Genomic DNA, 12075 nt, shown 5'->3' on the forward strand with positions numbered 1-12075 from the left:
CAGGATTGACGGTGGTACGCGCACATCAATGAAGGAGACTGTCGTGTCGGCGAACAGCTTCGACGCCCGCAGCACGCTGCAGGTGGGCGACGAGTCGTACGAGATCTTCCGGCTGGACAAGGTGGAGGGCTCGGCCCGCCTGCCGTACAGCCTCAAGGTCCTGCTGGAGAACCTGCTCCGCACGGAGGACGGCGCGAACATCACCGCCGACCACATCCGTGCCCTCGGCAGCTGGGACTCCCAGGCCCAGCCCAGCCAGGAGATCCAGTTCACGCCGGCCCGCGTGATCATGCAGGACTTCACCGGCGTGCCCTGTGTCGTGGACCTCGCGACCATGCGTGAGGCCGTGAAGGAGCTCGGCGGCGACCCCGCCAAGATCAACCCGCTGGCCCCGGCCGAGCTGGTCATCGACCACTCCGTCATCGCCGACAAGTTCGGCACCAACGACGCCTTCAAGCAGAACGTCGAGCTGGAGTACGGCCGCAACAAGGAGCGCTACCAGTTCCTGCGCTGGGGCCAGACCGCCTTCGACGAGTTCAAGGTCGTCCCGCCGGGCACCGGCATCGTCCACCAGGTCAACATCGAGCACCTGGCCCGCGTCGTGATGGTCCGCGACGGCAAGGCCTACCCGGACACCCTGGTCGGCACCGACTCGCACACCACGATGGTCAACGGCCTCGGCGTCCTCGGCTGGGGCGTCGGCGGCATCGAGGCCGAGGCCGCCATGCTCGGCCAGCCGGTCTCCATGCTCATCCCGCGCGTCGTCGGCTTCAAGCTGACCGGCGAGCTGCCCACCGGCACCACCGCCACCGACCTCGTGCTCACCATCACCGAGATGCTGCGCAAGCACGGTGTGGTCGGCAAGTTCGTCGAGTTCTACGGCGAGGGTGTGGCCGCCACCTCGCTCGCCAACCGCGCCACCATCGGCAACATGTCGCCGGAGTTCGGCTCCACCGCCGCGATCTTCCCGATCGACGACGAGACCCTGAACTACCTGCGCCTGACCGGCCGTTCCGAGCAGCAGGTCGCCCTCGTCGAGGCGTACGCCAAGCAGCAGGGCCTCTGGCTGGACCCGAAGGCCGAGCCGGACTTCTCCGAGAAGCTCGAGCTGGACCTGTCCACGGTCGTCCCGTCCATCGCCGGCCCGAAGCGCCCGCAGGACCGCATCGTCCTCGCGAACGCCGCCGAGCAGTTCAAGCTGGACGTCCGCAACTACGTGGACGACATCGACGAGGCGGGCAAGGAGTCCTTCCCGGCCTCCGACGCCCCGGCCGTCCACCCCAACGGCTTCCCGACCAACCCGGTCCAGGTCACCGCCCCCGACGGCACGACCTACGAGCTGGACCACGGTGCGGTGACGGTCGCGGCCATCACCTCCTGCACCAACACCTCCAACCCGTACGTCATGGTCGCCGCCGCCCTGGTGGCCAAGAAGGCGGTCGAGAAGGGCCTGACCCGCAAGCCCTGGGTCAAGACCACCCTCGCCCCGGGTTCCAAGGTCGTCACCGACTACTTCGAGAAGGCGGGCCTGACCCCGTACCTCGACAAGGTCGGCTTCAACCTGGTCGGCTACGGCTGCACCACCTGCATCGGCAACTCCGGCCCGCTGCCGGAGGAGGTCTCCAAGGCCGTCAACGACCACGACCTCGCGGTCACCTCGGTCCTCTCCGGCAACCGGAACTTCGAGGGCCGGATCAACCCCGACGTCAAGATGAACTACCTGGCGTCCCCGCCGCTGGTCGTCGCCTACGCCATCGCGGGCTCCATGAAGGTGGACATCACCCGTGACGCCCTGGGCATCGACCAGGACGGCAACCCGGTCCACCTGAAGGACATCTGGCCCTCCGAGGCCGAGGTCAACGACGTCGTGGCGAACGCCATCGGCGAGGACATGTTCTCCAAGTCCTACTCCGACGTCTTCGCCGGCGACGCCCAGTGGCAGGCGCTGCCGATCCCGACCGGCAACACCTTCGAGTGGGACGCGGAGTCGACGTACGTCCGCAAGCCCCCGTACTTCGAGGGCATGGCGCACGAGCCGGCCCCGGTCACCGACATCTCCGGTGCCCGCGTGCTCGCCAAGCTGGGCGACTCGGTCACCACCGACCACATCTCGCCGGCCGGCGCGATCAAGGCCGACACCCCGGCCGGCAAGTACCTCACGGAGCACGGCGTCGAGCGCCGCGACTTCAACAGCTACGGCTCCCGCCGCGGCAACCACGAGGTCATGATCCGCGGTACGTTCGCCAACATCCGCCTGCGCAACCAGATCGCGCCGGGCACCGAGGGCGGCTACACGCGTGACTTCACGCAGGAGGGCGGCCCGGTCTCCTTCATCTACGACGCCTCGCAGAACTACCAGGCGGCCGGTGTGCCGCTGGTCGTCCTGGCCGGCAAGGAGTACGGCTCCGGCTCGTCCCGCGACTGGGCCGCCAAGGGCACCGCGCTGCTCGGCGTGAAGGCCGTCATCGCCGAGTCGTACGAGCGCATCCACCGCTCGAACCTCATCGGCATGGGCGTGCTCCCGCTGCAGTTCCCGGAGGGCGCCACCGCCGCCTCCCTCGGCCTGACCGGCGAGGAGACCTTCTCCATCTCCGGCGTGACCGAGCTGAACGACGGCACCACGCCGCGCACGGTCAAGGTCACCACCGACACCGGTGTCGAGTTCGACGCGGTCGTCCGCATCGACACCCCCGGTGAGGCCGACTACTACCGCAACGGCGGCATCATGCAGTACGTCCTGCGCAACCTGATCCGCAAGTAAGCGGCACGGCTGAGCGGTTCAGGGCCGCACCCCGACAGCCGGGGTGCGGCCCTTCGCCGTCCGCCCGTTCCCACGACGGGCCACGCCGAGGGCGGCTCGGGGCCGGGGCCGGCGGCCGCGGCGGCGATCAGGCGCACACGGAGGGCACACCGACGTACACAGCGAGCCCGGCCGCACCGTGTTCACGAGCCACCTCGACGCGGCCGACGAGCCTGCCCGCCCCGCCGTCCCCCACGAGCGGGAAACCACCCCGGGCAAGCCACGCCCCCTGGCCTCGCCCGGCCGGAGCTCCTGGGGCCTGTCCGGCGGATGGGCGTGGCATGCCCGTCTGCGGCGTTGTCGCCGGGCCGTGGGCTCCGCGTCGGCGCTTGCCTCCGCCGTGCAGCGGGACGCACCCTGCCCCGCTCGCCCGCACCGACACGACGCCGTCGCCCGGAGCCGGCCCGATTCGCCGGACAGGCCCTAGTCGATGTCGTCGAGGAGGAAGTCGCCCAGGCCCGGCAGGGCGCCCGGGCCGGTCTCCGGGCCCGGGACGGCCAGTTCGGCCCAGATCACCTTGCCCTGGCCCGTGTAGCGGGTGCCCCAGCGCTCGGCCAGCTGCGAGACCAGGAACAGGCCCCGGCCGCCCTCGTCGGTCGTCGCCGCGTACCGCAGATGCGGCGAGGTGCTGCTGGCGTCGGCCACCTCGCTGATCAGCGTGCGGTCGTGGATCAGCCGCACATGGATCGGATCGGAGCCGTAGCGGATGGCGTTGGTGATCAGCTCGCTCAGTACCAGTTCCATGCCGAAGCCCAGCTCGGACAGGCCCCACGTGTCGAGCTTCTCGGAGACGGCGGCGCGCATGCCCGACACGGCCGCCGGGTCGCGCGGCACGTCCCAGTCGGCGACGTTCTCGGACGGCAGCGCCCGGGTGCGCGCGATCAGCAGCGCCACGTCGTCCACGGGCCGCTCGGGCAGCAGCGCGTCCAGCGCCGCCTGGCAGTTCTCCTCCGGCGACCGGTCGGGGTGACCCGCGAGCGCCCGGCGCAGCAGCTCCATGCCCACGTCCAGGTCCCGCATGCGGTCCTCGATGAGCCCGTCGGTGTACAGGACGAGCTGGCTGCCCTCGGGGAGGTCCAGCTCGGCCGTCTGGAACGGCATGCCGCCCAGGCCCAGCGGCGGCCCGGCCGGCACCTCCGGAAAGGTGACGCTGCCGTCGGGGTGGATCAGCGCCGGTGCCAGGTGCCCCGCGCGGGCCATGACACAGCGGCGCGTCACGGGGTCGTAGATCGCGTACAGGCAGGTGGCGCCCACGATCTCGCCGGGCGACTCCGGGGAGCCCTCGTGCTGGTCGATGCGGCCGACCAGGTCGTCCAGATGGCTGAGCAGCTCGTCGGGCGGCAGGTCGAGCGTGGAGAAGTTGTGCACCGCGGTGCGCAGCCGGCCCATCGTGGCGGCGGCGTGCAGGCCGTGCCCGACCACGTCGCCGACGGCCAGCGCCACCCGGCTGCCCGGCAGCGGGATCACGTCGAACCAGTCCCCGCTCACGCCCGACTGGGCGGGCAGATAGCGGTAGCTCACGTCGAGGGCGCTCTGCTCGGGCAGTGTGCGCGGCAGCAGACTGCGCTGGAGGGTGACCGCGACGGCGTGCTCACGGGCGTACCGGCGGGCGTTGTCGATGCTCACGGCCGCGCGCGCCACCAGCTCCTCCGCCAGCGACAGTTCCTCCTGGTCGAAGGGCTCCCGCTTGGAGCGCCAGAAGTTGACCATGCCCAGCACCACACCGCGGGCCTGGATGGGGGCGGTGACGAGCGAGTGGATGCCGAACTCCACGATCTGCCGGGCGCGCTCCGGGTCCTGCGCCTGCCAGTCCCGCGCGGCCGACAGGTCGGGCACCAGCTCGGAGTGCCCGGCGTCGTAGCCGCGCGCCTGCGGGGTGGACGGCAGGAAGTCGATCAGCCGGCCCTTCTCGTAGAGCGGATGGTCGTCCCGGATGCCGCCCACGGTCACGCGCCGCATGTCCGTCGCGGTCGGGCCCGGCTCCTCGCCGTGCAGCACGGCGTCGGCGATGTCCACGGTGACGAAGTCGGCGAAGCGGGGGACGGCGACCCGCGCCAGCTCGTCGGCCGTGCGGACCACGTCGAGGGTGGTGCCGATGCCCAGTCCCGCGTCGTACAGCAGCTCCAGGCGCTCCCGGGCGACCTCCGCCCGCCCGGACACCGCCTGCAGCTCGGTCGAGTCGCGGAGCGTCACCACGGTTCCCCCGGGGCCTCCCGCGCGGTCGGTGGCCCGCTGGTTGACCGCCAGCAGCCGGCCTCCGGCGAAGTGCACCTCGTCGCCGGCCTCCCGTCCGGAGACCAGCAGCTCCGTCATCGCCGGGTCGAGGCCCGGCAGCTCACGCACGGTGCGCCCCTCGGCGTCGTGGGGCAGCTCCAGCAGACGCCGGGCCTCGTCGTTGGCGAGCAGGATCCGCCGCTGGGCGTCGACGATGAGCACGCCCTCCCGCACCGAGTGCAGCACCGTGTCGTGGTGCTCGTACATACGGGTCATCTCGTCCGGCGCCAGGCTGTGGGTCTGCCGCCGGAGCCTCCTGCCCACCAGCGCCGTACCGGCGGTCGTGACCACGAGCGCGCCGGCTCCGGCGGCCAGGATGATCGGCAGCTGCCGGTCCACCTCGTTGGTCACGTTCTTCACCTTCAGCCCGGCGGAGACCAGGGCCGTGACCCTGCCGCGGGCGTCGTCGATGGGAACGGTGGCCTGGACCTCATGGCCGAGCGGGCCGTGGACGCTCTCCGTGTAGACCTTTCCGGCCAGCGAGGGTCCGATCCGGCCCACGAACCGGTGACCGATCTTGCTCGGGATGGGGTGGGTGTAGCGGATGCCCTTGGTGTCCATCACCACGATGAAGTCGACGCCCGCGGACTTGCGGCCCGCCTCGGTGAGCGGCTGGAGCACCTTCGACGGGTCCGGGGCGCGCAGCGCCTGGAGGATGCCAGGGGAGTGCGCGAAGGTCTGCGCCACGGCTATGGAGCGGCGCTTTGCCTCCGTGCTGGTGTCGCGTTCCGACTGCATGACGAGAGCGATGACGCCGCAGACCACGAGCAGGACCACCAGTGCGATCTGCAGGAGGAAGACCTGTCCGGCGACGCTTCGCGGTCCGCCGCGGACCATGGAGCGCCATGACTTACGCCCGAATCGGGCGAAACGGTCCGACATGCGGCATTTCTAGCACCGTAAGCGGCCGTTGACTACGCCGGTCCACGAGATGGACCTCACATTTCGCCGCCTCGCAGGTCACAGGGGTCGCATTTGGCCCCGGCCGTCTCGCCGGCATCGGCCGAGCGGACCCGGCGAGGGGTGCTCGGGCGGACCCGGTGGCGGTGCCGACCGGGTCCGCGAGCCGGGCGGGTGAGGGGGGTTGGCGCCCCGCCCGGGTGGTGTCGGCTCGAAAGTGGCCGCTGCGGCGCGACAACGTTGTCCGATGGTCTGTGCATGACTCTACCGTGCGAACGGACAACGATGTCAACCCACTTGGAGTAGCCCGACCGGGTGAGGCCGGTGTGTGTCTGACGGGGACTGCGCAACCTTCGTGGTACGGGTGGCGCACGTTACTCACCCTGCGGCTGGTGCGACCGGTGGTGCGCGACCCGCCCACGAAGGAGGAAGGGCCCGCGTCAGGCCAGCAGCTCCACCTCCGCCAGTGTCGACTCACCGTCCAGGACGAGCCGGTACTTCGGGTAGCTGCCCGGCGCGGCGATGGTGAACGCGCGGGTCTGGCGGTCCCAGGTGAACGCCTCGCCGGAGCGGTGGTCCAGGGTCCGCCATGTGCTGCCGTCCGTGGAGCCCTGGAGGGTCCAGCCGGTCGGCGCCCTCGTGTGGTCGGCCGACGAGGTCAGCGTGTACTGGAGGGGCTTCACGGCTCCGTCGACCGGCAGGTCCACGGAGGTGACCGTGGCATCCGTCGCCGACGTGTTGTCGAAGAGCGGCCCGTCCCCCTTCAGGACGTCCGCCCGGGGCGCCGGCACCTTGTCGTCCTGGGTGACGGAGACCGGGGCGGCGTTCTTGCCCGTGCCCCAGGTCGACGGCTTCGCCCCCATGAAGAACTCCAGCACCCCGCCCCTGGACAGCAGCGAGTGGGGGAGCGACGTGGACGTCCAGGGGCGTCCGTTGAACGTCACCCCCTGGACGTAGACGTTCTTCGCGCTGTTCCCCGGTGCCTTGACGACCAGGTCGCGGCCGTTCTCCAGGTGCACGGTCACCTTCGTGAACAGCGGGGAGCCGATGGAGTACTCGCCGCTGCCCATCACCAGCGGGTAGAAGCCGAGCGAAGAGAACAGGTACCAGCCCGACTGCTCGCCGTTGTCCTCGTCGCCGTGGTAGCCCTGCCCGATCTCGCTGCCGGAGTAGAGCCGGGAGAGGATCTCGCGGACCGTCGCCTGCGTCTTCCACGGCTCGCCGGCCGCGTCGTACATGTACGACACATGGTGCGCGACCTGGTTGGACTGCCCGAGCATGCCCATCCGGACGTCCCGTGCCTCGGTCATCTCGTGGATGACGCCGCCGTAGGAGCCGACGAAGTCCGGCGAGGCGGTCTCCGGGGTGGAGAAGAACGCGTCGAGTTTCTCGGCGAGGGCCTGCCGGCCGCCGTACAGGTTGGCCAGGCCCCGGCTGTCCTGCGGCACGCTGAAGGCGTAGCCCCAGCCGTTGGTCTCCGTGTAGTCGTAGCCCCACACACGCGGATCGTACTTCGAGGAGTCCAGCCGCCAGTTCCCCCTGGCGTCACGGCCCTGGAAGAAGCCCGCCTTGGAGTCGAACAGGTTCACGTAGTCCCGGGCGCGGTTGAGGAAGTACGCGGACTCCTCCTGGTAGTGCTTCTCGCCCGTCTTCCTGTACAGGGCCTCGCCCATCTTCGCGATGCCGTAGTCGTTGACGTACCCCTCCATCGCCCAGGACAGGCCCTCGGTGGTGGCGGTGCTGGTGTACCCGAGGAACGGTGAGGTGCTCATGCCCTTGCGGCCCACGCCCGACATCGGCGGGACCACGGTCGCGTTCTTCAGGGCCGCGTCGTAGGCCGCCCCGGCGTCGAACCGCACGCCCTTCACGTACGCGTCGGCGAACGCCACGTCCGAGGAGGTGCCGGTCATCAGGTCCGCGTACCCGGGCGAGGACCAGCGTGAGGTCCAGCCGCCGTCCTTGTACTGCTGCACGAACCCGTCGACCATCTCGCCCGCCCGGGAAGGGGTCAGGAAGGAGTAGGCCGGCCATGTGGTCCGGTAGGTGTCCCAGAAGCCGTTGTTGACGTACACCCTGCCGTCGACGATCTTCGCGCCGGTGTGGGTCGGGGTGTCCTGGCTCTGCATCGGCGAGAAGGGCGAGGCGTACTGGTCCTTGTCCCCGACCTTCTCGAAGCCCGAGTTCGGGTACAGGTACAGCCGGTACATGCTGGAGTACAGCGTGGTCAGCTGGTCCGGACTCGCGCCCTCCACCTCGACCTTGCCGAGCAGCTTGTCCCAGGTGCGCTGCGCCCGGTCCCTGACCGTGTCGAAGGAGGTGCCGTCCGGGATCTCCTGGCGCAGGTTGTCCTTGGCCTGGTCGATGCTGATGAGCGAGGTCGCCAGGCGCAGGATGACCGTGTGGCCGGCGCCCGCGTCGAAGCGCAGGTAGCCCTTCACCCCGCTCGATCCGCCGTCCGTCACCGGCTTGTCGAACACGCCGTACACGAACAGCCGGGTCGCGCCCGTCGACAGCCCCGACTTCACGTCGGAGTAACCGGTGACGGTCCCGTTCTCCTCATCGAGTGTGAGTCCCGCCTGCTCGGTGACGTTGTCGAACAGCACGCTCGCGTCGTCGCCGGGGTAGGTGAAGCGCAGCACCGCCGCATGGTCGGTCGGGGTCATCTCGGCCCTGAGACCGTTCTCGAAACGGACCCCGTAGTAGTACGGCCGCGCGGTCTCGTTCTCGTGCCGGAACGGCAGCTCGCGCGCCGCACGGCCGGTGTCCGGGGTGCCGGAGGCGGCCGACGGCATCACCTGGAAGGTCTGCCGGTCACCCATCCACGGGCTCGGCTCATGGCTCGCGCTGAACGCCTGGATGGTCGGCAGGTTGTCGTCGTTGTTCGCACGTGCGTACTCGTACAGCCAGCTCAGCGAGGACGCGTTGGTCACCGGCGTCCAGAAGTTGAAACCATGGGGAAGAGCCGTCGCCGGGAAGTTGTTGCCGCGCGAGAAGCTGCCGCTGGAGTTGGTGCCGCGCGTGGTCAGCGCATAGTCCGACAGATGCGCCTTCGGCTTCTCGGGCGGTACGGGCCTCAGCGCCACGTCGTCGATCCAGCCCCGGAACTTCGCCGGGCCGGCGGGGGAGTCGTACGCCACGAGGATGCGGTCCACCGTCTTGCCGGCCGCCACCGAGCCGATCCCCGCGGCCACGTTGTTCCACTGGTTGACGTACAGCGACTTCGACGCGCCCTGCCCGCGCGGCGACAGCGGGAAGCCGTGCTGGTCCAGCGCGCCCAGGTCGCTCAGATAGGTGCCGTCCGTGAAGGCCAGGTCCAGGGAGACGTTCGTGGCGTCGTAGTCCCGGTCGCCGTCGGCCATCGACGGGAAGATCCGGTACGACAGCCGGGTGTCATCGGCGACCTTCACGTTCACGTCGAAGACCTTGTTGTACGAGTACGCCCGGCCGCCCCCCGTGTGCCGTCCGGCGTAGCGCAGGGCCCTCTTTCCGGTGAACCCGGCCCGTGCCTTGGCCGTGGGCGATCCGGTCGGGCCCTTGTCGACCAGGCTCAGCATGTCCTGCGGCACCGGGCCGCCCCCGCCCCCGGTGGAGAACTGGACGTCGGCGAGCTGCAGGATGTCCGACGCGCCGTTGTTCGCCGTCACCTCCAGCCGGAAGTGCTGGTACTCCGCCGGTTCGGCCAGGTCGTAGGACTTGGTCCGGAAACGCTCCGAGAAGCTTTCGCCCGAGCGGGTGTCGACGGTCTTCCAGTCCTTGCCGTCGGTGGAACCGAGCAGCGTCCAGTCCCTCGGGTCGCGCTCGGCGTAGTCGTTGGCCGAGGTCAGCGCGTACGTCACCAGCTTGATGGGCTTGTCGAGGTCGAACTCCGCCCAGCCGGTGGGCGCGAAGGTCAGCCACTTGGTGCCCGGCTCGCCGTCGACCAGGTTCTCCTTCACCTCGCCGGCGCCCGTGTTCTCGCCGCTCGCCCGGACGTCGGTGACATGGTCGGTGACATTGCCCGGAATGCCGGTGCTGTAGCCGCCGTCGACCCCCGAGGCCCGCCTGGTGCCGTCCGGGCCGGTGTCCACCGTGTTCAGCCAGTCCGGGGCCGGATCGCCCGGCTCGAACGAGGAGGCGAACTCCCGGTCGGCGGCAGGAGCCTTGGCGGGCAGGGCGACCGCCGCGCCCTGTGCACCGACGGCCATGACAAAGGCGGCCGTGAGGACGGCCGCCGGGCCCCATCTGTGCCGAGTTCTCCGCTGCATCTACGGATTCCCCTCCTGCGCCCCCTCCGGACAACGTTGTCAGCTTCGGGACGCAGGAACCAGTAGGGCGTCAAGTGGCCCGTGATGTCAAGGGTGTTGGGTGTGGCATTCAGGGACTTATGCCGTGACTTTTTCCGTCGGGCCGCACACGGGTCGCTCATATGTCCGTGAGGTCTCAACTCGGAAAAGACCCGTCGCCAACCCTGCATTCGATCTTGCTCAGCCGACCGAAAGTGGACTATACCTGTCGGCGTTTCCCGCACGACCCTGCACCACCCCTGCACGACCCAGCACTACCCGACCGCGGTGCCGGGGAGGATCCGGTTCACCGCCTGAGTCCTGGAGAAGGCGAGGACTTGAGCATGGGATCCACCTCGAACCACGGTGCCGAAGGTGTCGGCCGTCGTGATCTGATCAAGCGGTCCGCCGCACTCGGCCTGGTCGCGGCCCCGGGCATGGGGCTGCTGTCCGCCTGCGCGAGCGGCGGGGGCGGCGGCAGTTCCGACGAGGGCAACACCAAGGGAAAGACGTCCAAGGACAACCCCTTCGGCGCCAAGAGCGGCAGCAAGCTCGACGTCGTCGTCTTCAAGGGCGGATACGGCGACGACTACGCCAAGGCGTGGGAGGCCGACTTCGGCAAGAAGCTCGGCATCACCTCGACCCACACCGGCACCCAGGAGATCACCGGCAAGCTCCAGCCGCGCTTCAACGCCGGCAACCCGCCGGACATCGTGGACGACTCGGGCGCCCAGCAGATCAAGGTCGACGTCCTGTACAAGAACGGCTCACTGCTCGACCTCTCCGAGGTCCTCGACGCGCCGTCGGTCGACGAGCCGGGCAAGAAGGTCCGTGACACCCTGATCCCCGGCACGCTCGACCCGGGCATCCAGGAGGGCAAGGTCGTCGCCCTCAACTACATCTACACCGTGTGGGGTCTCTGGTACTCCGGCAAGCTCTTCAAGGAGAAGGGCTGGGAGCCGCCGAAGACCTGGGACGACTTCCTCGCCATCTGCCAGGACGCCAAGAAGGCGGGCATCGGCGGCCTCGCGCACCAGGGCAAGTACCCGTACTACATCAACGTCGCCATCATGGACCTCATCGCCAAGAAGGGCGGCCTCGACGCCGTCAAGGCGATCGACAACCTCGACCCGAAGGCGTTCGTCGGCTCCGACGCGGCCCAGGCGGGCATCGAGGCGATCTACGAGGTCGTGGAGAAGGGCCTGTTGATGCCCGGCACCAACGGCCTGACCCACACCGAGTCGCAGACCCGGTGGAACCAGTACAAGGCCGCGTTCATCACCTGCGGTTCCTGGCTGGAGAACGAACAGCTGAAGCAGACGCCGACGGACTTCGACATGAAGTTCCTGCCGATGCCGCTGCTGTCCGGCAGCAAGATGCCGTTCGAGGCGATCCGGGCCGGCTCCGGTGAGCCCTTCATCATTCCGGCGAAGGCGGCGAACCTGCCGGGCGCCAAGGAGTTCATGCGGCGGATGCTGTCCAAGGAATGGGCGACGCTGTTCGCCAAGGAGGCGAACTCCCTGACGATTCTCCAGGACGGCGTCGACCCCAGCGTCAAACTGCGGCCCGGTACGCAGTCCACGGTGGAGGCCTCCAAAGCGGCCGGCTCCCACACCTTCCGGTATCTGTACCCCGACTGGTACAGCGAGATGGACACGGCGATCCAGAACGCGTCCAATGAGCTCATGGCCAAGCGGATTCAGCCGAAGGAGTGGCTGAAGAGGTGTCAGGCAGCGGTGGACAAGCAGGCCAAGGACCCGGCCAGCAAGAAGAACGTCCACAGCTGAGCTCGCTCGACGATCGGATTCCGGACCGGGGACACTCGTGACTCCCGGTCCG

4 protein-coding genes are annotated in these 12075 nt (G+C 69.5%); 2 read left to right on the forward strand and 2 right to left on the reverse strand.

Annotated elements, in window-relative coordinates:
- Positions 1–43 precede the first annotated feature (43 nt).
- A complete protein-coding gene (gene acnA, locus ACZ7HQ_RS06945; protein WP_470985759.1) occupies positions 44–2761 on the forward strand; it encodes an aconitate hydratase AcnA in 2718 nt (905 codons plus the stop codon).
- A 462-nt stretch (positions 2762–3223) separates the two neighbouring features.
- On the opposite strand, the gene ACZ7HQ_RS06950 is transcribed toward acnA, so the two are convergent.
- Together ACZ7HQ_RS06950 and ACZ7HQ_RS06955 are read right to left on the reverse strand one after the other, a co-directional pair.
- Complete coding sequence (locus tag ACZ7HQ_RS06950) at positions 3224–5911, reverse strand: SpoIIE family protein phosphatase (RefSeq protein ID WP_470987108.1); 2688 nt, start codon at positions 5909–5911, stop codon at positions 3224–3226.
- Positions 5912–6414: 503 nt separating this feature from the next.
- A complete protein-coding gene (locus ACZ7HQ_RS06955; protein WP_470985762.1) occupies positions 6415–10218 on the reverse strand; it encodes a GH92 family glycosyl hydrolase in 3804 nt (1267 codons plus the stop codon).
- Between the two features lie 362 nt (positions 10219–10580).
- On the opposite strand from ACZ7HQ_RS06955, the gene ngcE reads away from it, so the two are divergent.
- The gene (gene ngcE / locus ACZ7HQ_RS06960; protein WP_470985764.1) at positions 10581–12023 is read left to right on the forward strand and encodes an N-acetylglucosamine/diacetylchitobiose ABC transporter substrate-binding protein; all 1443 of its coding nucleotides are present in this window, start codon (positions 10581–10583) and stop codon (positions 12021–12023) included.
- Positions 12024–12075 lie beyond the last annotated feature (52 nt).

Source organism: Streptomyces sp. NPDC037290, from assembly GCF_055603245.1.

What these genes read in the sequence shown, in the direction of transcription:
- ngcE (WP_470985764.1), top strand. Translation starts at nt 10,581, where the DNA reads ATGGGATCCACCTCGAACCACGGTGCCGAAGGTGTCGGCCGTCGTGAT.
- ACZ7HQ_RS06950 (WP_470987108.1), bottom strand. Translation starts at nt 5,911, where the DNA reads ATGGTCCGCGGCGGACCGCGAAGCGTCGCCGGACAGGTCTTCCTCCTG.
- ACZ7HQ_RS06955 (WP_470985762.1), bottom strand. Translation starts at nt 10,218, where the DNA reads ATGCAGCGGAGAACTCGGCACAGATGGGGCCCGGCGGCCGTCCTCACG.